Here is a 19,019-nt window from a genome sequence, read left to right as displayed (position 1 = left end):
GCCCTGTCCACGCGGCGGCTTCCGACAATCCACTCCCGCTTGCATCCGTCATGATCCGGGGCTCAAGCTCGATCCGAGGCCAGCCAGAGGAGCCCTCATGACCGACACCACCGTCTACACCGCCAAGGCCCACGCCGTGGGCGGGCGCCAGGGAACCGCCAAGACCGACGACGGTCATCTGGACGTGCAGTTGGGCTATCCCAAGTCGCTGGGCGGCAACGGCGAAGGCACCAATCCCGAGCAGCTGTTCGCGGCCGGCTACGCGGCCTGTTTCCTCGGCGCGCTCGGCCTGGTCGCGCGCGGCCAGAGCGTCGCCCTGGGCGAGCACAGCCTCGACAGCGAGGTCGACCTGATCAAGGACGACGTCAGCTTCCACATCGGCGTGCGCCTGACGCTGAACGCGCCCGCGGTCGATCGCGCGGTCGCCGAGGACTTGCTGCACAAGGCCCACCAGGTCTGCCCGTATTCCAAGGCGACCCGCGGCAACGTGGTGGTGGAACTGAAGGTGGCGTGAAGCCAAGAGGCGCGGAGCCGGCGGGCTCCGCGCCGTTCTCAGGCTACAGCACGCACCGGCGATAGACGCCGGGCCGCACGCGGTAGGTGTCGGTGCGCGGATTGTAGCTGCGATAGCGCTGCTGGCAGGCGCGCACGTGGCGGTACCAGCCGTTGTGCTTCTTCCAGTGCGACGGCGGGGCCGGCGGGCGCACGCCCCAGTGGTTGTCCCAGTGGCCGTAATCCGGACCGCCCGGACGATTGGGGCCGGGCGAGGGCGTCGGCTTGCTCGGACCAGGCCCCGGGCCGTTTCCGTGCCCGGGACCATTGCCCGGACCCTGGCCGCCGTGGCCGGGCGGGTGCGACTGGGGCGACGATTGAGGCGATTGGGCGATGGCGGCGGGCGCGGCCGCCAGCAGGGCCGCGCCGATGGCGGCGAGCATCAGTTTCCGCATGAAGCATACTCCGGCCGAGCCGGCGCCCGACGCGCCCCCGATCAAGGAACTCGGCGCAACCTCAACCGTCGAGCGCGGCCGTCAGTTCCATCCCCGGGGTGACAAGACGCGGCTTGAGGCGGTAGAAGCGCCGCCAACCCATTCATGTCACACATCTAGAGAAGAGCCTCCGAATGGCCGGCCACTCGAAATTCAAGAACATCATGCACCGCAAGGGCCGCGCCGACGCCGCGCGCTCCAAGCTGTTCTCCAAGCTGTCGCGTGAAATCACCGTGGCGGCCAAGACCGGTCTGCCCGACCCGGCCATGAACCCGCGCCTGCGCTTGGCCGTGAACAACGCCAAGGCCGAAAGCCTGCCCAAGGACGTCATCGAGCGCGCCATCAAGAAGTCGCAGATGGGCGACGCGGCCGACTACGCCGAGATCCGCTATGAGGGCATGGGCCCGGGCGGCGTCGGCGTCATCGTCGAGGTGCTAACCGACAACAAGAACCGCGCGGCCAGCAACGTCCGCTCGCTGTTCTCCAAGCACGGCGGCAATCTGGGCGCCACCGGCTCGGTGACCTTCAACTTCGACCGCCTGGGCCAGATCGAGTATCCGGCCTCGAAGGCCAGCGAAGACGACATGATGGAAGCCGCCATCGAGGCCGGCGCCCAGGACGTCGAGAGCGACATGGGCGAAGACGGCGGCCACACCGTCTACACCGCCTTCGAGGACCTCAACGAGGTCTCGGCCGCCCTGGAAGCCAAGTTCGGCGAAGCCTCCTCGACCAAGATCGTCTGGAAGCCCAAGCTGCTGAACGAGGTCACCGGCGACACCGTCGCCTCCCTGATGAAGCTGCTGGACGGCCTGGACGAGGACGACGACGTCCAGAACGTCTATTCCAGCGCCGACATCAGCGAAGAAGACCTGGCCAAGCTGGGCTGATCTTCCTCGATCGAACGACGAGACGGCCGTTCCAGGCGACTGGAGCGGCCGTTTCCGTGTCAGGCTCCCCTTTGCGGGCGGCGGCCGCTCTGCTATCCCGTCGCACCATGAGTTCCGTTCGGAAGATCGCGCGAATTATCCGCCCGGCGTGACGCCGCCGGACGAGACCTCCAGCGCGCGCCGGGTTCCACCCGCCTTCTTCCGACATTCCAGAGCTGGATAGCCTTCCCATGGCCGACGACGCCGCGCCCGCCCGCGACTACCGCGAAACCGTTTTCCTTCCCGACACGCCGTTCCCGATGCGCGCCGGCCTGCCCAAGAAGGAGCCCGAGATCCTGGAGGGCTGGGCGGCCCTGTCCGACAAGGGCCTCTATGGCGCGGTGCGCGCCAGGCGCCAGGCCGACGGCGCGCCGCTGTTCGTGCTGCACGACGGTCCGCCCTACGCCAACGGCGCGATCCACATCGGCCACGCGCTGAACAAGATCCTCAAGGACTTCGTCGTCCGCTCGCGCTTCGCCCTGGGCTACGACGTCGACTACGTGCCGGGCTGGGACTGCCACGGCCTGCCGATCGAGTGGAAGATCGAGGAGCAGTTCCGCGCCAAGGGCCGCCGCAAGGACGAGGTCCCGGCCGAAGAGTTCCGCCGCGAGTGCCGCGCCTACGCCGCCGGCTGGATCGAGGCCCAGAAGGTCGAGTTCCAGCGCCTGGGCGTGCTGGGCGACTGGTGGAACCGCTACGCCACCATGGACTTCACCTCGGAAGCCAAGATCGTCGAGGAATTCCACCGCTTCGCCTCGAGCGGCCAGCTCTATCGCGGCTCCAAGCCCGTGATGTGGAGCCCGGTCGAGCGCACGGCCCTGGCCGAGGCCGAGATCGAGTATCACGACCACGTCTCGCCCACGATCTGGGTGAAGTTCCCGGTCGTCGAGGGCTCGGACGCCGCCGTCGGCGCCAAGCTGGTGATCTGGACGACCACGCCCTGGACGATCCCGGCCAACCGCGCGGTCTCCTACAATCCCGACATCCCCTACGCCGTCTTCGAGGTGAAGGCGCTGGAGGAGGGTCTCGAATTCGCCCCCTGGTCCCAGGTCGGCGATCGCCTGATCGTGGCCGAGAAGCTGGCCGGCGAGGTCTTCAAGGCCGCCAAGGTCGCCGCCTTCGAGAAGGTCGAGAGCGTCGACTGCGAAGGCATGGTCCTGGCCCACCCGCTGGCCGACCTCGACAGCCACTACGGCTTCGCCGTGCCGCTGCTGGCCGGCGACCACGTCACCGACGAGGCCGGTACGGGCTTCGTGCACACCGCGCCGGGCCACGGCGCCGACGACTATCAGGTCTGGCTGGCTCACGGTCATCGCGAGATCCCCGACACCGTCGACCCGGACGGCGCCTACTACCCGTCGGTGGCCCTGTTCGCCGGTCTCAAGGTGCTGGAGACCGAGGGCAAGAAGATCGGCAAGTTCGGTCCCGCCAACGGCGCAGTCATGGACAAGCTGATCGAGGCCGGAAACCTCCTGGCCCGCGGCCGCGTCGAGCACAGCTATCCGCACAGCTGGCGCTCCAAGGCCCCGGTGATCTTCCGCAACACCCCGCAGTGGTTCATCCGTATGGACCACGAGGTCGAGGCGCTGGGCGGCAAGACCCTGCGCGAGACGGCCGTCCAGGCCATCGCCGACACCGCCTTCCACCCCGACGCCGGCCGCAACCGGATCGGGGCCATGGTCGAGACCCGTCCCGACTGGCTGATCAGCCGCCAGCGCAACTGGGGCACGCCCCTGGCGATGTTCGTCGACAAGCACACCGGCCACCCGCTGGTCGATGCCGACGTCAACGCCCGCATCCTGGCGGCGGTCAAGGAAGGCGGGGCCGACGCCTGGTTCACCCGTCCGGACGCCGACTTCCTGGGCAATCACGACCCGGCCCAATACGAGAAGGTCGGCGACATCCTCGACGTCTGGTTCGACAGCGGCTGCACCCACGCCTTCACCATCGAAGGCCGTGACGACAGCGCCTGGCCGGCCGACCTCTATCTCGAAGGCTCCGACCAGCACCGCGGCTGGTTCCAGTCCTCGCTGCTCGAAGGCTGCGGCTCGCGCGGCCGCGCGCCCTACAAGGCCGTCCTGACCCATGGCTTCACCATGGACGAGAACGGCGAGAAGATGAGCAAGTCCAAGGGCAACACGGTGGAGCCGCAGAGCATCACCAAGGAGTCCGGGGCCGAGATCCTGCGCCTGTGGGCGGCCATGGTCGACTATTCGGAAGACCAGCGGATCGGCAAGACGATCCTGGCCACCACCACCGACGCCTATCGCAAGCTGCGCAACACCATGCGCTACCTGCTGGGCGCCCTGGCCGGCTTCGACGAGGCCGAGCGGGTCACCGACTACAATGAGTTCCCGCCGCTGGAGAAGTTCATCCTGCACCGCCTGTGGGAACTGGATGGCCAGGTGAAGGCCGCCTACGAGAGCTATCGCTTCTCCGACGTGATCCGGCCGCTGGTCGAGTTCTGCCAGAGCGACCTGTCGGCGATCTTCTTCGACATCCGCAAGGACAGCCTCTACTGCGACGCCCCGAGCGCCCTGCGCCGCCGGGCCTATCGCACCGTGCTGGACTACGTTTTCGACCGCCTGACCATCTGGCTGGCCCCGCTGGCCAGCTTCACGATGGAAGAGGCCTGGGTCACCCGCTTCCCTGAAGCCGGTCCCGTGGCCCTGCGCGTGGTCCCGGAGACCCCGGCGGCGTGGGAAAACCAGGCCGAGGCGGCCCGCTGGGCCAAGGTCGAGACCGTCACCGGCGTCGTCACCGGCGCGCTGGAAGTCGAGCGCCGCGAAAAGCGCATCGGTTCGGCCCTGGAGGCGGCTCCGGTCGTCCACATCGCCGACGCTGACCTGCTGTCCGCCTTCGACGGACTGGACGCGGCAGAAGTGTTCCGCACCAGCGCCGCGACCCTGGTCGCGGGCGAGGGCGGGGCGTTCCAGGCCGACGAGGTCAAGGGCGTGTCGGTGGATCCGGTGAAGGCCGAGGGGAACAAGTGCGCCCGTTCGTGGCGCATCCTGCCGGAGGTGGGAACCGACCCCCGCTATCCGGAGCTTAGCCTTCGCGACGCCGACGCCGTGGCCTTCTGGGACGCGGCGCGGGCTTAAGCTCGCCGTATTGTTCCTTCTCCCCTTGCGGGAGAAGGTGTCGCCGCAGGCGACGGATGAGGGGTTGAAGGCGCGATCAGCCGCGCACGGTTTCGGCCGGTGCGACCCCTCATCCGACCTGCTGCGCAGGCCACCTTCTCCCGCAAGGGGAGAAGGAAGATCGGGGATGAGAGAACGAACGTGGCCTCTTTGAAGATCACCCGCCTGGGCTGGACCGCCTACGCCGTCGCCGTCGCCACGGTGGTGCTCGACCAGATCTCCAAGCTCTGGGTGCTGGGCCTGCTGGGCCACGCCCAGGGCGCCAGCGCCTCGCTGCTGGGCCCGGTCCAGCTGACCATGGTCCATAACTACGGCATGAGCTTTGGCCTGCTGCGCGACCACGCCGAATGGGGTCGCTGGCTGCTGACCGTGTTCTCGACCGCGGTGGTGATCGGCTTGGGGTTCTGGGCCCGCAAGGTCCTGCGGCCGCTGACGGCCGTCGGCCTGGGCATGATCATCGGCGGGGCGATCGGCAACAACCTGATCGACCGGGTGATCTACGGCTACGTCGTCGACTTCATCGACGTCTCGCGACTCTACTTCCCCTGGGTGTTCAACGTCGCCGACTCGGGCATCTCGGTGGGGGTGGCGCTCCTGTTGCTGGACAGTTTCATCGGTGAAGAAAAGAAGCTGTCGCACCAGACCGAATAGGGGCCAAACGGGGGCTCAGCGCCCAAGCAAGGCCACAAATCCGAAGGACATTGGCGCCCGCCCTCGGATGTCGTATCGAGGGCGTCCGATTTTTAGGCCCCGGGGGCGGCCGCTGGAGCATGGGTTTCATGAAGTTCAATCGGGTTGCGACCCTGAGCGTGCTGGCCGTGGCCGCCGCGACCGGCCTGGCGGGCTGCCAGTCGGCCTCGAAGGCCCTGGGCATGAGCAAGGTGGTCCCCGACGAGTTCCGCGTCGTGACCAAGGCTCCGCTCGTGGTTCCGCCGGACTACAGCCTGCGCCCGCCGGCGCCCGGCGAGCCGCGTCCGCAGGAACTGCAGCCGGAAAGCGCCGCCCGTCAGGCGCTGCTGGGCCAGAGCCTGGCCGCCAACCGTTCGGACGGTGAAAAGCTGCTGGTCGCCAAGGCCGGCGTCGACAAGGCCGACCCGCTGATCCGCTTCGTCGTCGACGATGAGAACGGCGACCTGGCCCACAAGGACGAGAGCTTCGCCAGCAAGGTGATGTTCTGGAAGAAGGACGACAAGACGGCCGGCGCCGTGACGGCCGCCGAGGCCGGCGCGACCGCTCCGGTTCCCGTCGACGCGGCCGCCGAGGAAGCCCGCCTGAAGGCCCTCACTGGCGGCGGCGCGATCGTCATCAGCCGCGAGAAGCAAGGCAAGATCAAGCTGCCGGGCCTCTAGGCCTGGGGCTGGTTCGCCTCGAAGAATTAGACGGCCCGGAGGCTTTGCTTCCGGGCCGTTTTCGTTGGGCGTCAGCCGCGCGCGGTGCGTTCCAGGATGGCGCGCAGGGACTGGGCCTTCTGGGGCAGGTCGGACGACAGCCGCGAGGCCATCTCCCGCAGCCCTACGGCATAGGCTTCGCCGCCTTCGGCGATCTGCAGGGCGCGTTCGCCCAGGGCGATCAGGTCCCGCTCAAGGGCCTCGACTTCCTCGCGGGCCAGCAGGCGGGCTTCTTGTTGCAGACGCTGCAGACGCTGGGCCGTCGTCTCCGGCCCACGGGTCAGATTATAGACTTCGGCGCCGTCGGTTTCTTCCGGCACTACGGTCAGGTGCGGACCGCTGATCGTCATCTCGGCTCCTCGAACTCACGGAACCCCCATGCGATGACAATGAACCTACAAGCCTTGCTGTTCCTGTAAAAAATAGAGGCTTCGCGCGAAGCTCGGCGCTTGTGGCGTTGGGGCCACATCGCCTGTTTTGGGTATGGTTTTTGCTTAGAGGCGAGGCATTTTCTCTAGTGGAAACCGGCTGCCTCTACTTGGGCCGCACCGAGTCCTGATCCGACGCAGCGGCGGCCACGTCGCAGGGGCCGACATAGACGCTCTCGCTCTGCAGCTTCATGACCTTCTTCACGCCATAGGCCTGGACGGTCATTTCGAGATTGCTGGTGGTGCGGCTCTGGAAGTCGCCCTTGACCACGCCGGCCAGGCTGTAGGCGATCTTGTCCTTGGTGCAGGCCAGTTCGATCGTGAAGCCGTCGATCACCGGGGTGACCTCGGGCTTGCCGCAGGGCGTGTCCTGGGCCGCGGTCAGGGCCGGGTCCTGGCCCTCGCCCACGCATTGGGTGGTGGTGCGCTCGGCGCCGCCGGGCGTGCGGGCGGTGGTCTTCCAGAGACCCGCGCGCATCAGGCGGGGCGGGCCGCCGGCGGCGGGAGCGGCTTCCGATTCCGCCGGGGGCGCTGATCCGCCGGCCGCCGGGGCGGCTGTCTTGTCGTCATTGCGCGAACAGCCGGCCGCCGCCGCGAGGGCGGCCAGCATCAGGGCGAGGCGGACAGTCGGCGCAGTCATGGGCGGGCCTTACTCGAACTGGCGGGCGCCGCTGAAGCGCCCCGCCAGAACAATACCCGGATCGCGCGACCAGTTTCCAGCGATCAGCCGACCGCGGGCGCGTAGGCGGCCGGAGCGGTCGCGACCGGGGCAGCCGGGGCAGGGGCAGGCGCCGGCTGCGGCGCCGGGCGGGTGAACTTGACGCTGCGGCCCTGGAAGTCGGCGCCGGTCTCCATGGCCAGCTGTTCGTGGGCGATATCGCCCTCGACCTTGGCGGTGCCGTAGAGGCGAACGGCGCGGGCGGCGACCGTGCCCTTGACCTTGCCGTGGATCTCGATGGCCTGGGCGGCGATCGAGCCTTCCACCTGACCGTTGGGGCCCAGGACCAGCTTGCCGACCTTGATGTCGCCGATCACCAGGCAGTCCAGGTGCAGTTCGCCGTCGCCCGAGACGTCGCCGCGGATGGTCAGGCCCTGGGCGATCAGCGAGGCGGGCTTGGGGCGGGGCGGGGCGGCCGGCGCGGCGGCCTGCGGCTGCTGCGCGACGGGCGTGGTCGTCAGGGGCTCCAGGGCCAGCGGGGCGGGAGCGTCTTTCTTCTTCTGGAACATCTGGCGGCGGCTTTCTCGAAATGGGTCGCTTGCCAACCTAAGCAGCAAGTGAGGCGCCAATCTGAAAGCCCCGTTTCAGCTCCAGGGAAATCCGGGCCGCAAGCCGGTCTTCACCAGGGCCGGCGACCCGCCACCGTCTCGAAGAACAGCCGGAAATCGCCCATCAGGCTGAACAGCGGATAGGTGAAGGTGGCGGGGCGATTCTTCTCGAACACGAAATGGCCCACCCAGGCGAAGCCGTAGCCGACGACCGGCGCGGCCGCGAAGAACCACGGACTGACCGTGAAGCCCATCACCAGGCTGATGATGACCAGGCCCGTGCCGACCACGTGCAGGCGGCGGCTGGTGCGGCTCTGATGTTCGGAGAGATAGAAGGGATAGAAGTCGGCGAAGCGCCTATAGCGCTCTGCGCCGGCCGCAGGCTCGACGTGCTGGCCCATGGGGCGTGTCCTCCCGGTCGATGTCGCCCGACCTTGTGCCCAATGGAGGACGCATCCGGCGTCGGATGCAAGGGGTCTCGTCGAGGGCGGCTCAGGCCGCCCCCGAACGGGAGCCTCAGCCCAGCGGGCTGACGTAGGGGCTGACCAGGCCGAGCGGCACGGCCGTGGAGTTCTTGACGCCGCGGATGACGATGCGGCTTTCGATGTTCGACACCAGGCCCAGCGACAGGATCTTGTCGCGCAGGAATTCGTCGAAGGCGTGCATGTCGCGGGTGACGATGCGCATCTCGTAGTCCGCCGCGCCGGTCACGGTGGCGCACTGGACGACTTCCGCCCACTTGGCCACGGCGTGCTCGAAGGTCTCGAGGTTCTCCTTGGTCGGCAGCGACAGCTTGACCGTGCAGTAGACCTCGAAGCCGAGGCCCAGCTTTTCACGGTCGAGAATCGTCACGCGGCGCTGGATGACGCCCGCGTCTTCCAGTCGCTTGATGCGTCGCCAGCACGGGCTGGAAGACAGCCCGACTCGCTCGGCGATCTCGGCGACGGACAGTCCGGCGTCGTGTTGGATGAGATCCAGGATCTTGGCATCCACGGCGTCGAGTTGTTCGGACAAGAATTCCTCCCCCCAGAGGGTGTTTGACGCGTCGATCTTGCGCAAAACCGACACGAGTCGGGCACGCCTTGGGCAAACAATTTCCGCGCTTCTATAAGATATTGCGTGACGGGCGAAAAGACCCGGGAGGAAAAATTTTGCCATGCGGCACTCGGAAGTCACGCTCGACGACAAATATGTGCTCGAAGATGGTCGCGCCTTCATCACTGGCGTGCAGGCGCTGCTCCGTGTGCTGCTCGATCGAAAGCGCCTGGATCGACTCGCCGGACTGAACACCGCCGGCTTCATGTCGGGCTATCGCGGCTCGCCCCTGGGCGGGCTCGACCAGCAGGCCGCGCGCATCAACAAGCTGCTCACCGCCCACGACGTGGTCTTCAAGGAAGGCCTCAACGAGGACCTGGCCGCCACCGCCGTCTGGGGCAGCCAGCAGGCCAACCTGTTCCCCGGCGCGACCCACGACGGCGTCTTCGGCCTCTGGTACGGCAAGGCGCCCGGCGTCGACCGCACCGGCGACGTCTTCAAGCACGCCAATTTCGCGGGGACCTTCCCGACCGGCGGCGTGCTGGCCGTGGCCGGCGACGACCACGCCTGCAAGAGCTCGACCCTGCCGTCGCAGTCCGAGTTCGCCTTCCAGGACTTCGAGATCCCCGTGCTGTCGCCGGCCGACGTGCAGGAGGTGCTCGACTACGGGCTCCTCGGCATCGCCATGTCGCGCTTCTCAGGTCTGTGGACCGGCCTGATCGCCCTGGCCGACACCATGGACAGCGGCGTCACCATCGACGTGTCGCTGGATCGCCACCATGTGGTGATCCCCGACTTCGCCATGCCGCCCGGCGGCCTGGGCATCCGGCTGAAGGACCAGCCGATGGAGAAGGAGCGTCGTCTCCGCCTCCACAAGATCCCCGCCGCCCTGGCCTTCGCCCGCGCCAACCAGATCGACCGCGTGGTGCTGGGGGCCTCGCACGTGCGGGTAGGCAAGGCCCGCCTGGGCATCGTCTGCCAGGGCCAGGCCTACAAGGACGTGCTGGAGGCCTTCTCGGCCATGGGCGTGAGCCTGCAGGAAGCCGCCGATCTCGGCGTCTCGGTCTACAAGGTGGGCATGCCCTGGCCGCTGGAGCCTCTGGGCCTGCGCGCCTTCGCCGCCGGCCTCGAAACGCTCATGGTTATCGAGCACAAGCGCGCCCTGATCGAGCCCCAGGCCCGCGCCGCGCTCTACGACCTGCCGGCCCAGGCCCGTCCCCGCATCATCGGCAAGACCGACGAGAAGGGCCATCCGCTGCTCTCGGAGCTGGGCTCGCTGTCGGTGGCCGAGATCGCCCTGGCGATCTACGACCGTCTGCCGCCGGGGCCGCACATGGAGCGCGCCCGGGCCTATCTCGACCGCGTCTCGGCCGCCGGCGTCGCCGCCGTCAGCCTGGCCGCCGACCAGGCCCGCAAGCCGTTCTTCTGTTCGGGCTGTCCGCACAACACCTCGACCAAGCTGCCCGAGGGCAGCCGCGCCCTGGCCGGCATCGGCTGCCACTACATGGCCGGCTTTAACGACCCCTCGACTGACCTCAACACCCACATGGGCGGCGAGGGCCTGACCTGGGTCGGGGCCGCGCCCTTCACCACCGAAAAACACGTCTTCCAGAACCTGGGCGACGGCACCTACAACCACTCGGGATCCCTGGCGATCCGGGCCGCCGTCGCGGCCGGGGCGCACATCACCTACAAGCTGCTGTTCAACGACGCCGTGGCCATGACCGGCGGCCAGCGGGCCGAAAGCGGCTTCACCCCCGCCCAGATCACCCGCCAACTGGCCAGCGAGGGCGTCTCCAAGACCGTCATCGTCGTGGATGACCTGAAGCGCTACGAGGCCGTGACCGACCTGGCTCCCGGCGTCGAGATCTTCCCGCGCGCCGAACTGATGAGCGTGCAGCAGATGCTGCGCGACACGCCCGGAACCACGGTGCTGCTCTACGACCAGACCTGCGCCACCGAAAAGCGCCGTCGCCGCAAGCGCGGGACCATGGCCAAGGCCACCCAGAAGGTCTTCATCAACCCGCTGGTCTGCGAGGGCTGCGGCGACTGCTCGGTGAAGTCCAACTGCGTGTCGATCGAACCGCTCGACACCGCCTTCGGCCGCAAGCGCAAGATCAACCAGTCCAGCTGCAATCAGGACTATTCGTGCCTGGAGGGCTTCTGCCCGTCCTTCATCACCCTGGAAGGCGCCGAGAAGGCCGGCGAGAAGGTCAAGCCCGCGCCGCTGTCGGTCGATTCCACGCCGCTGCCCGCGTTCGAGGAATTCCACGGCGTGCGGCGGATCATCTTCACCGGCGTCGGCGGCACCGGGGTGACCACCGTCGCCTCGATCCTGGCCATGGCCGCCCACATCGACGGCCGCGCCGGCAGCGTCGTGGATATGACGGGCCTGGCCCAAAAGGGCGGGGCGGTGTTCAGCCACGTCAAGATCGGCGAACTGGAGGACACCATCGTCGGCGGCCGCGTGCCGGCCGCCAGCGCCGACGTGCTGATCGCCTGCGACCTGCTGGTGGCCGCCAGCCCCGAGGCCCTGTCGCTCTACGCCAAGGACCGCACCATGGCTTTCGGCAACAGCGACTTCGCCCCCACGGCCGACTTCGTCACCAGCCGTGACGTGCGCTTCGACGGCGGGGCGATGGCCCGACGGGTCAAGGCCGCGACCAAGGCCTTCGACGCCTGCCCGGCCCAGCGCCTGGCCGAGAGCCGCTTCGGCGACGCTATCTACGCCAACATGATCATGGTCGGCTTCGCCTGGCAGCGCGGGGTGATCCCGCTCTCCAGCCGCGCCCTCTACCGGGCCATCAAGCTGAACGGGGTGGACGCCGACGCCAACCTGCAGGCCTTCGAGCTGGGCCGCCAGATCGCCTTCGACCCGGCCGCGGCCGGCGACAAGCCGAGCGACGTCCCCACGCCCCAGACCGAGCCGCTGGACGCCCTGATCGCCCGCCGCGTCGAGGACCTGGTCGCCTACCAGGACGCCCATTACGCCGCCCGCTACGCCGAGCGGATCGCCAAGGTGCGTCATGCCGAGGTCGCCATGGTCGGGGAGGGGGCGGACCTGCCGCTGACCCGCGCGGCGGCGACCAACCTCTACAAGCTGATGGCCTACAAGGACGAGTACGAGGTCGCCCGCCTCTACACCGACGGCCGTTTCGCCAAGGAGCTGGCCGGAACCTTCAAGGGCGGCAAAGCCAAGGTCTGGCTGTCGCCGCCGCTGATCGCCCCCAAGGGCAAGGACGGCAAGCCGCGCAAGATCGCCTTCGGCGGCTGGATGCTGGATCTGGCCTTCCCGATGATCGCCCGCATGAAGGGTCTGCGCGGCGGGGCCTTCGACATCTTCGGCAAGACCGAGGAGCGCCGGATGGAGCGGGGGCTGATCGCCGACTACGAGGTCACGCTCGACCGCCTGGTCGCCGGCCTGCGTCCCGAGCGCAAGGCTCTGGCGCTGAAGCTGGCCGAGGTTCCCTCCGAGATCCGCGGCTACGGCCACGTCAAGGAGGCGGCGGTCGAAAAGGCCAAGGCGACGGCGGTGAAGCTGTGGGGGCAGTGGGAGGGCTGAGGCCCTCCTACCGGGCCTTGCCGCCGCGCACGGTGCAGGGGCGAGCGCCCGGCCCGCCATGAGCCATGGCGGGCCGGGAGGTTCGTGATAGGCTTCCAGCCATGAACAGGCCGGTTCGACATCCAGACAGGCATTATATCCCGCCGTCCTTGGCCGAGCGCTTTCGCCCGGCTGTCGAGGAGGGGGTGTTCGAAAGCGTCGGGGAGGCGGTGTTCGTCGCCGCCGGAGCCTTTGCCGATCGTCTCGAATTCGGTGTCACCGACGATGTCGAGGCGATCCGTCTGTCCATCGAGAAGGCGGCGGCTGAAGACGACTACGAAGACGCCGAAGTTGTTTTCGCGCGCCTCCGCGAACGGTTCGGCGAGGCCGGGGATTGAAGCGACTTCGGTTCTCGCGTCGCGCGGAACAGGATCTCACGGCCATCGGCGACTGGATCGCCGCTGACCGTCCGATGGCGGCGCGGCGCTTTCTGGAGCAACTGATCGAGCACGCCAAGGCCCTGCGGCAAACGCCCGAGATGGGACCTTTGCGTCCCCTGTACGGGCCAAATGTTCGCGGCCTTCCCTTTCGCCCCTACCTCATCCTCTATCGCGTTTCCGGCGAAGACGTATTCATCGAGCGTGTCATCCATGGCGCGCGCCTGCCGAAGAACATTCAATGACCGAGTTCGATTTCGACGCCGTGGTGGTGGGCGCCGGCGCCGTGGGGTTGGCCTGCGGTTACGCCCTGAGCCAGCGCGGGCTGACCGTCGCCGTGCTGGAGGCCGAGGGGCACATCGGGCAGGGCGTGTCGTCGCGCAATTCCGAGGTGGTCCACGGCGGGCTCTACTATCCGACCGGCTCGCTGAAGGCCCGGCTGTGCGTGCAGGGACGGCGGCGGCTCTACGCCTTCCTCGACGCCCACAAGGTCGCCTACAAGAAGTGCGGCAAGCTGGTGGTGGCCACCAGCGACGACGAGATCGCCCGCCTCGACGCCATCTGGGACCAGGCCCTGGCCAACGACGTCGAGGGCATGGAACGGCTCACGGGCGCGCAGGCCCGGGCGCTGGAGGCGGGCCTCAACGCCCACGCGGCGCTGCTGTCGCCGGAAAGCGGCGTCTTCGCCAGCCACGACTACATGCTGGCCCTGCAGGGCGAGATCGAGGCCGCCGGCGGGGCGGTGGTGCTTTCCACGCCGTTCGAGGGCGCGACCCCGCTGGAGGACGGCGGCTTCACCGTGCGGGCCGGCGGCGCCGAACCGACCACCCTGACCACGCGCCTGCTGGTCACCGCGCCGGGGCTGTCGTCCCAGGCCGTGGCGGCGAGCATCGAGGGCTTTCCGGCCGACCAGATCCCGGCCGCCCACTACGGCAAGGGCGTCTATTTCCGGCTCATGGGCAAGGCGCCGTTCCAACGCCTGGTCTATCCGCCGCCGATCCATGGGGCGCTGGGCACCCACTATCGCAACGACATGGGCGGCCAGGCAGTGTTCGGACCCGACCTCGAATACGTGCCCGCGCCCGACTACTCCGTTGATCCGAACCGGGCCGACGCCTTCGCCGCCTATATCCGCAAGTTCTGGCCGGGCCTGCCCGACGGCGCCCTCAGCCCCGACTACGCCGGGGTGCGGCCCAAGCTTCATGGTCCGAACGAGCCCCAGCCCGACTTCCAGCTGCGCGGCGCCGACACGCATGGCCTGCCGGGCCTCGTGGCCCTGTTCGGCATCGAGAGCCCGGGCCTGACCAGCTCGTTGGCGATCGGCGAAGCCGTATCCGAGTTGCTTTCTTGACCCGTGGCGGTCGCCAAAACCGCTCACACTTTCGGCTGCCACGCGCCCTTGTGTCGGCCGGCTGACACCAAACCCCGCTTCGCGCGTTAGCCGATAGGCTGTTTCACGGAGAGGGCGATGGTGGACGATTTCATCGAGCGGCTGACCTCGCGCCTGGTGCGAGGCGCGGGACTGGTCATGGCCGCGGCGATCGCGGCGGTGTCGGGGGCCATGGCGGTTTTCGCCTTCCTGGCCTCGATCGTCGGCACGGCCTGGGCCCACGCCATCGTCGCCGGCATCGCCGCGGCGGTGGTGGCGATCTGGGCCCTGGCCCAGTCGAACCATCAGGCCAAGCACCGCAAGGCGCCGATCGAGGAGCGGGTGGCCGACATCATCCTGGCCCACCCCACCGCCTCGTTCCTGGCCGGCGTCGCGGCCGGGGCCCTGGTCAAGGGCAAGCCGTCCGAGGCCCGCAAGGCCTGGCGAGCCCGGCGCGAGGTCGACTAGCTACAGGTAGTCGGCCAGGGCGAAGCGGGCGTCCGTCGACTGACCCTTGCGTGTCAGCGGCAGGGTCACTTCGCGTCCCGCCGGGCCGCTGGTCATGACCACGGCCTCGCGCACCGAACTCACGCCGCGAACGATGTCGCCGGGCTGCACGCCGGCCTTGGCGGCGGGGCTTCCCGCGCCGACCTCCGCGACCCTGACTTCCGACCCCTCCAGATCGACCCACAGGCCCGATCTGGCGTAGGTCGTCGCCGCAACCGGCAGCCCGTTGCGCTTCACCCACAGGGCGTTGTCGCCACGGTCGAAGGACAGGTTCAGCGTCTGCAGGATCGGCAGGCCCATCAGCGAGCCGGACGTCAGTTCCTGCGGCGCGTGGACCACGACCAGGGGATTCTCATAGACTTCCGACCCCACCTTCAGCCGCTTGGCGCGAACGATGCGCGAGAGGTTCTTGGTCGGCCCGGCGATCCCTCGCGGGCGGATTGGCGCGTAGGGCGTTTGGTCATTCCACAGGCCCAGCTGACGCCCGAGCCGGTTTTCCATGTACAGCGCGTTAGGCGCGCCGGTGTCGAGCAGCGGCCGCAGCGGCTGGCCGTCGAGCTCGACGGCGGCGACGATGCGCGGCGAGCCGGCGACGGCGTTGCTTTCGCGCAGGTCCGATTCCAGGCGGGTGAAGCCGCTACGATCGGCCAGGCCGCCGGGCCAGACCCGCCACAGGCCGGCCTCGAAGTCGAGCTCGCTGTCGAAGCTGGTCAGCATGCCTGCGGCCAGCAGGCCGTCGCCGTCCAGCTTGACGTCGGTCAGGCCCGCCAGGCTGACGCCCGACTGCCGGACCGCGCCGCCAAACACCACGTCATCGACGGCGTAGAGCGGGAAGACCTTGCCCTGGTTCAGGCGCACGTCGCGCAGCTTGCGCAGGCCCAGCTGCCCCGGAAGGTCGGGCCGCATGCCGCTGATCACCGCCCCGGTGTCGATGATGAAGGTGTAGGGACCCTTGCCGTCCAGCAGGACATCGATGACCACGCGCCGTCCCTGCAGCCGCACCTTGGCGGTGATGGGGGCGGTGATGGGGGCGGCGGTCGGGGCGTCCGCGGCCAGGGCGGTATTGGCCCCGGCGGCTCCGAACAGGGCGGCGAGCAGGGCGAGGGTCTGGCGGCGATCGAGCATGGATGCGGACTCGGGACTGGATTGGCGATCACAGTCTCAGGTTGTCGTCCTGCGTCAATCGCGCCTTGGTGAAATTCAGCCCTTCGGCGCGATCCGCAGCACCTTGCCGTCTTCCTCGTCGGTCACCGCCCAGACGGCGCCGTCGGGGCCGACCACGACGTCGCGGATGCGTTCGCCGAATTCGGTGGCGATGCGCTCCTCGCCCACCACCTTGTCGCCGTCCAGCGTCAGACGGGCGATGTGGTGCTCCTTCAGCGAGCCGACCAGCAGGCTGCCCTTCCAGGCCGGGAACAGGTCGGCCTCGTAGAAGGCCATGCCCGACGGCGCGATCACCGGGTCCCAGTAGTAGATCGGCTGCTCCAGGCCTTCCTTGGCGGTGATCCCGTCGCCGATCGGCTTGCCGGAATATTCCTCGCCATAGGTGATGGTCGGCCAGCCGTAGTTCTTGCCGGCGCGGGGGATGTTCAGCTCGTCGCCGCCCTTGGCGCCGTGCTCGACGGTCCACAACTCGCCGGTCTTCGGATTGATCGCGGCGGCCTGCAGGTTGCGGTGGCCGATCGACCAGAGCTCGGGCTTGGCCCCGTCCTGGCCGGCGAAGGGATTGCCCGCCGGGATCGACCCGTCCGGCTTGATGCGGATCACCTTGCCCAGGGTCCCGTCCAGGCGCTGGGCCTGCATCCGGCCCTCGATGATCGAGCGCTCGCCGGTGGTGATGAACAGGTTTCCGTCGCGGGCGAAGACCAGCCGGCCGCCGAAGTGCAGGGCCGAGGCCAGGGTCGGGGTCTGCCGCCAGATCACCTGGACGGTCTCGACCTTGGGCGTCGCGCCCGGAACCAGCTTGCCGCGGGCCACGGTCGTGCCGTTGCCGCCGTCGCGCGGCTCGGCATAGCTCCAGTAGATCAGGCCGTTCTGGGCGTAGTTCGGATCGACCGCCAGGCCCAGCAGTCCGCCCTGGCCGTTGGCGTCCACCGCCGGCAGGCCGGCGACGGCCGGCGACAGGGTTCCGTCCTTGGCGAGGATGCGCAGGCGGCCGGCGCGTTCGGTCACCAGGGCCGAACCGTCGGGCAGGAAGGCGATGGCCCACGGATGCTCCAGGCCCTTGGCCACGACCTGCACCTGATAGGCGACGCCGGCGGCCTTCAGGGGCGCGCGGGTCTGGCCGGCGAAGGCCGGCTTCTGGTCGGGCGCGTTGGCGGTGCGCGTCTCCACCGGCCCGCCGTCGGCGGTCACGGCCGGGGCGGCGCTGTTCTGGGCCTCGCCGGGACCGCAGGCGGCCATGGCGAGAAGGGCGGAGGCGGCGAAGATCAGGGATGAGCGCATGAGGCGACCATAAACGGCTTTTCTCCCGGCAGGCGAGGGGGCGGCGAGGGGCGGGCCTGATTTTCGGCCGGCGCATTGACAGCGTGGGTCTCGCGGGGAAGGTTCCGGCGCTTGTTTTCCCGTCAGTTTCGGAGATCGCCTTGACCGCCATCCTGCACGCCATGCTGGGCAAGGGTCTGGGCGGCCTGGAACAGGTGTTCCTCGATTATCAGCCGATCCTCGAGACCTGGACGGCCCGCCGCGGCGGCCTGTGCGCGGGCGTGGTGCGGGCGGGGAGCAAGGTGGCTCAGGCCCAGGCCGGCCGCACCCCGCCGCTACTGTCGATGCCCGCCTACACCGACTGGGACCCCCTGACCCTGGGCGCGGCTCGCCGCATCGTGAAGGCGGTCAAGCCCGCCATCATCCTCAGCCACGGCCAGCGACCCGCGCGCCTGTTCGCCAAGGCCGCCCCGAAATCGACCCGCCTGGCGATCTGCGTCCACAAGCCGGTCTTCGACATCGAGACCACGCGCACCGACTACATCTGCGTCGGCCGTCACCTCGCCGACCTGGCGATCGAGCGCGGCGTACCCGCCGCCCACGTGCACTTCGTGCCCAACGCCGTGAAGATCCCGACCGTGCGGGCGACGCCCTTTGCCCAGCCTGGCCGCCCGCCACGCATCGTCGCCGCCGGCCGCCTGCATCCCAAGAAGGGCTTCGACGTGCTGATCGCCGCCGCCGCCCTTCTGCGCGACCGGGGCCTTTCCTTCGAGGTCGAGATCGCGGGCGAGGGCGACGAGCGGGCCAAGCTGGAAGGCCTGATCGCCGAGCACGCCCTGGCCGACCGCGTGCGCCTGGTCGGCTGGCGCGACGCCTCGGCCTTCCTGGCCACGGGCGACGTCTTCGCCTTCCCGTCCTACCAGGAGGGTTTCCCCCTGGTGCTGCTCGAAGCCATGGCCGTGGGCCTGCCGGTCGCGGCCAGCGCCATTCCGGGTCCGGACGAGATGATCGTCGAGGGCGTCAGCGGCCGCCTGCTGCCGCCGGGCGACGCCGTCGCCTTGGCCGACGCCCTGGCCGCCCTGGTCGCCGACCCCGCCGGATCGCTGGCGTTTGGCGAAAAGGCCCGTGAAGCGGTGCTGGCCGACTACGGTCCCGACAGCCTCGCGCGGCGCCTCAGCGCAGTTGTGGATGACATCGCAAACCGGGCTTGAAGCCGGCGTCAGTTTGCGCTTATAAGCCCGCTCCGCTTCGGCGGCTGGGTAGCTCAGATGGTTAGAGCGGTGGATTCATAACCCACAGGTCGGCGGTTCGATCCCGCCCCCAGCCACCAACGGTTTCTCCCGACAAGCTTTGTACTTCGTATGCGCCCCGCTCGCTTCTGGCGGGCTCGGCGTCCGTGCGTCTTCTCGGCCCCGGGGCGTATCGACGCTCAAGAACTTCGGCCATTTTTCTACCGAGCATCCCCGCGCAGGCGGGGATCCAAGCCGAGTCGGAAGATCACCCAAGAGCGAGCTTCATCCTGAAAGCCAGCTTGGATCCCCGCCTTCGCGGGGAAGGACGGATTCGGGAAAC

General features: G+C 68.9%; 20 protein-coding genes and 1 tRNA gene. 13 read left to right on the top strand and 8 right to left on the bottom strand.

Annotated elements, in window-relative coordinates; all coding sequences use genetic code 11:
* Positions 1-97 precede the first annotated feature (97 nt).
* Entirely contained in the window at positions 98-514 is a 417-nt protein-coding gene (locus tag AC07NG_RS15005; protein ID WP_487288559.1) for an organic hydroperoxide resistance protein, read from the top strand.
* 43 nt (positions 515-557) lie between these two features.
* On the opposite strand, the gene AC07NG_RS15000 is transcribed toward AC07NG_RS15005, so the two are convergent.
* On the bottom strand, positions 558-947 hold the full coding sequence (locus AC07NG_RS15000) for a BA14K family protein (RefSeq protein WP_199228413.1): 390 nt from the start codon (positions 945-947) through the stop codon (positions 558-560).
* Positions 948-1,120: 173 nt separating this feature from the next.
* Here AC07NG_RS15000 and AC07NG_RS14995 point away from each other — a divergent pair, with 173 nt between their 5' ends.
* The 5 genes from AC07NG_RS14995 to AC07NG_RS14975 all read left to right on the top strand — a co-directional run bounded on the left by AC07NG_RS14995 (position 1,121) and on the right by AC07NG_RS14975 (position 6,401).
* Positions 1,121-1,873, top strand: coding sequence for a YebC/PmpR family DNA-binding transcriptional regulator (locus AC07NG_RS14995; RefSeq protein WP_487288561.1), 753 nt, complete (start codon positions 1,121-1,123; stop codon positions 1,871-1,873).
* 107 nt (positions 1,874-1,980) lie between these two features.
* Positions 1,981-2,025, top strand: coding sequence for a hypothetical protein (locus AC07NG_RS14990; protein ID WP_199228414.1), 45 nt, complete (start codon positions 1,981-1,983; stop codon positions 2,023-2,025).
* A 78-nt stretch (positions 2,026-2,103) separates the two neighbouring features.
* Positions 2,104-5,013, top strand: coding sequence for an isoleucine--tRNA ligase (gene ileS / locus AC07NG_RS14985; RefSeq protein WP_494594847.1), 2,910 nt, complete (start codon positions 2,104-2,106; stop codon positions 5,011-5,013).
* Positions 5,014-5,193: 180 nt separating this feature from the next.
* On the top strand, positions 5,194-5,703 hold the full coding sequence (gene lspA / locus AC07NG_RS14980; RefSeq protein ID WP_487288563.1) for a signal peptidase II: 510 nt from the start codon (positions 5,194-5,196) through the stop codon (positions 5,701-5,703).
* Between the two features lie 128 nt (positions 5,704-5,831).
* Positions 5,832-6,401 (top strand): DUF3035 domain-containing protein, encoded by a 570-nt coding sequence (locus AC07NG_RS14975; protein ID WP_110119524.1) that lies wholly within the window; start codon positions 5,832-5,834, stop codon positions 6,399-6,401.
* Between the two features lie 71 nt (positions 6,402-6,472).
* Here the strand turns inward: AC07NG_RS14975 and AC07NG_RS14970 are convergent, their stop codons facing one another.
* From AC07NG_RS14970 to AC07NG_RS14950, 5 genes are all read right to left on the bottom strand, one after another.
* A complete protein-coding gene (locus AC07NG_RS14970) occupies positions 6,473-6,790 on the bottom strand; it encodes a hypothetical protein (RefSeq protein WP_370444013.1) in 318 nt (105 codons plus the stop codon).
* 184 nt (positions 6,791-6,974) lie between these two features.
* Entirely contained in the window at positions 6,975-7,508 is a 534-nt protein-coding gene (locus AC07NG_RS14965; RefSeq protein ID WP_494594844.1) for a DUF3617 domain-containing protein, read from the bottom strand.
* Positions 7,509-7,591: 83 nt separating this feature from the next.
* The gene (locus tag AC07NG_RS14960) at positions 7,592-8,095 is read right to left on the bottom strand and encodes a bactofilin family protein (RefSeq protein WP_494594842.1); all 504 of its coding nucleotides are present in this window, start codon (positions 8,093-8,095) and stop codon (positions 7,592-7,594) included.
* Between the two features lie 110 nt (positions 8,096-8,205).
* A complete protein-coding gene (locus AC07NG_RS14955; protein WP_110119518.1) occupies positions 8,206-8,535 on the bottom strand; it encodes an Mpo1-like protein in 330 nt (109 codons plus the stop codon).
* Positions 8,536-8,650: 115 nt separating this feature from the next.
* Positions 8,651-9,148, bottom strand: coding sequence for an Lrp/AsnC family transcriptional regulator (locus tag AC07NG_RS14950; RefSeq protein ID WP_058348122.1), 498 nt, complete (start codon positions 9,146-9,148; stop codon positions 8,651-8,653).
* 142 nt (positions 9,149-9,290) lie between these two features.
* Between AC07NG_RS14950 and AC07NG_RS14945 the strand changes: the two genes are divergently transcribed.
* The 5 genes from AC07NG_RS14945 (at position 9,291) to AC07NG_RS14925 (ending at position 14,984) form a co-directional block, all read left to right on the top strand.
* Positions 9,291-12,731, top strand: a complete 3,441-nt coding sequence (locus AC07NG_RS14945) for an indolepyruvate ferredoxin oxidoreductase family protein (protein ID WP_494594840.1) — start codon at positions 9,291-9,293, stop codon at positions 12,729-12,731.
* 149 nt (positions 12,732-12,880) lie between these two features.
* Entirely contained in the window at positions 12,881-13,108 is a 228-nt protein-coding gene (locus tag AC07NG_RS14940; protein WP_494594838.1) for a hypothetical protein, read from the top strand.
* Positions 13,105-13,392 carry a type II toxin-antitoxin system RelE/ParE family toxin gene (locus AC07NG_RS14935; protein ID WP_494594836.1) on the top strand — a complete coding sequence of 96 codons (288 nt, stop codon included), beginning with the start codon at positions 13,105-13,107 and terminating at the stop codon, positions 13,390-13,392. The genes AC07NG_RS14940 and AC07NG_RS14935 overlap by 4 nt, the downstream gene beginning before the upstream one ends.
* Positions 13,389-14,498, top strand: coding sequence for an NAD(P)/FAD-dependent oxidoreductase (locus AC07NG_RS14930; protein ID WP_494594834.1), 1,110 nt, complete (start codon positions 13,389-13,391; stop codon positions 14,496-14,498). Before AC07NG_RS14935 ends, AC07NG_RS14930 begins: the two co-directional genes overlap by 4 nt.
* 117 nt (positions 14,499-14,615) lie before the next feature.
* Complete coding sequence (locus AC07NG_RS14925; protein ID WP_110119513.1) at positions 14,616-14,984, top strand: hypothetical protein; 369 nt, start codon at positions 14,616-14,618, stop codon at positions 14,982-14,984.
* Here AC07NG_RS14925 and AC07NG_RS14920 read toward each other — a convergent pair whose 3' ends face one another.
* The gene (locus AC07NG_RS14920; RefSeq protein WP_494594832.1) at positions 14,985-16,148 is read right to left on the bottom strand and encodes an aspartyl protease family protein; all 1,164 of its coding nucleotides are present in this window, start codon (positions 16,146-16,148) and stop codon (positions 14,985-14,987) included.
* A 75-nt stretch (positions 16,149-16,223) separates the two neighbouring features.
* A complete protein-coding gene (locus AC07NG_RS14915) occupies positions 16,224-17,468 on the bottom strand; it encodes a PQQ-dependent sugar dehydrogenase (protein WP_494594830.1) in 1,245 nt (414 codons plus the stop codon).
* Between the two features lie 140 nt (positions 17,469-17,608).
* Between AC07NG_RS14915 and AC07NG_RS14910 the strand changes: the two genes are divergently transcribed.
* Both AC07NG_RS14910 and AC07NG_RS14905 read left to right on the top strand, forming a co-directional pair.
* Positions 17,609-18,658, top strand: coding sequence for a glycosyltransferase (locus tag AC07NG_RS14910; RefSeq protein ID WP_494594829.1), 1,050 nt, complete (start codon positions 17,609-17,611; stop codon positions 18,656-18,658).
* 42 nt (positions 18,659-18,700) lie between these two features.
* Positions 18,701-18,777 (top strand) — tRNA-Met (locus AC07NG_RS14905).
* Positions 18,778-19,019 lie beyond the last annotated feature (242 nt).

It is taken from the genome of Caulobacter sp. GW821-FHT10C03, from assembly GCF_059415485.1.
This window is presented reverse-complemented; position numbering and strand designations above follow the sequence as displayed.

Bases quoted from the DNA above. Each gene is read 5' to 3' on its own strand.
- AC07NG_RS15000 (WP_199228413.1), bottom strand. From the start codon at position 947: ATGCGGAAACTGATGCTCGCCGCCATCGGCGCGGCCCTGCTGGCGGCC.
- AC07NG_RS14975 (WP_110119524.1), top strand. From the start codon at position 5,832: ATGAAGTTCAATCGGGTTGCGACCCTGAGCGTGCTGGCCGTGGCCGCC.
- AC07NG_RS14955 (WP_110119518.1), bottom strand. From the start codon at position 8,535: ATGGGCCAGCACGTCGAGCCTGCGGCCGGCGCAGAGCGCTATAGGCGC.
- AC07NG_RS14960 (WP_494594842.1), bottom strand. From the start codon at position 8,095: ATGTTCCAGAAGAAGAAAGACGCTCCCGCCCCGCTGGCCCTGGAGCCC.
- AC07NG_RS14945 (WP_494594840.1), top strand. From the start codon at position 9,291: ATGCGGCACTCGGAAGTCACGCTCGACGACAAATATGTGCTCGAAGAT.
- AC07NG_RS14970 (WP_370444013.1), bottom strand. From the start codon at position 6,790: ATGACGATCAGCGGTCCGCACCTGACCGTAGTGCCGGAAGAAACCGAC.
- AC07NG_RS15005 (WP_487288559.1), top strand. From the start codon at position 98: ATGACCGACACCACCGTCTACACCGCCAAGGCCCACGCCGTGGGCGGG.
- AC07NG_RS14995 (WP_487288561.1), top strand. From the start codon at position 1,121: ATGGCCGGCCACTCGAAATTCAAGAACATCATGCACCGCAAGGGCCGC.
- AC07NG_RS14930 (WP_494594834.1), top strand. From the start codon at position 13,389: ATGACCGAGTTCGATTTCGACGCCGTGGTGGTGGGCGCCGGCGCCGTG.
- AC07NG_RS14915 (WP_494594830.1), bottom strand. From the start codon at position 17,468: ATGCGCTCATCCCTGATCTTCGCCGCCTCCGCCCTTCTCGCCATGGCC.
- AC07NG_RS14925 (WP_110119513.1), top strand. From the start codon at position 14,616: ATGGTGGACGATTTCATCGAGCGGCTGACCTCGCGCCTGGTGCGAGGC.
- ileS (WP_494594847.1), top strand. From the start codon at position 2,104: ATGGCCGACGACGCCGCGCCCGCCCGCGACTACCGCGAAACCGTTTTC.
- AC07NG_RS14965 (WP_494594844.1), bottom strand. From the start codon at position 7,508: ATGACTGCGCCGACTGTCCGCCTCGCCCTGATGCTGGCCGCCCTCGCG.
- AC07NG_RS14920 (WP_494594832.1), bottom strand. From the start codon at position 16,148: ATGCTCGATCGCCGCCAGACCCTCGCCCTGCTCGCCGCCCTGTTCGGA.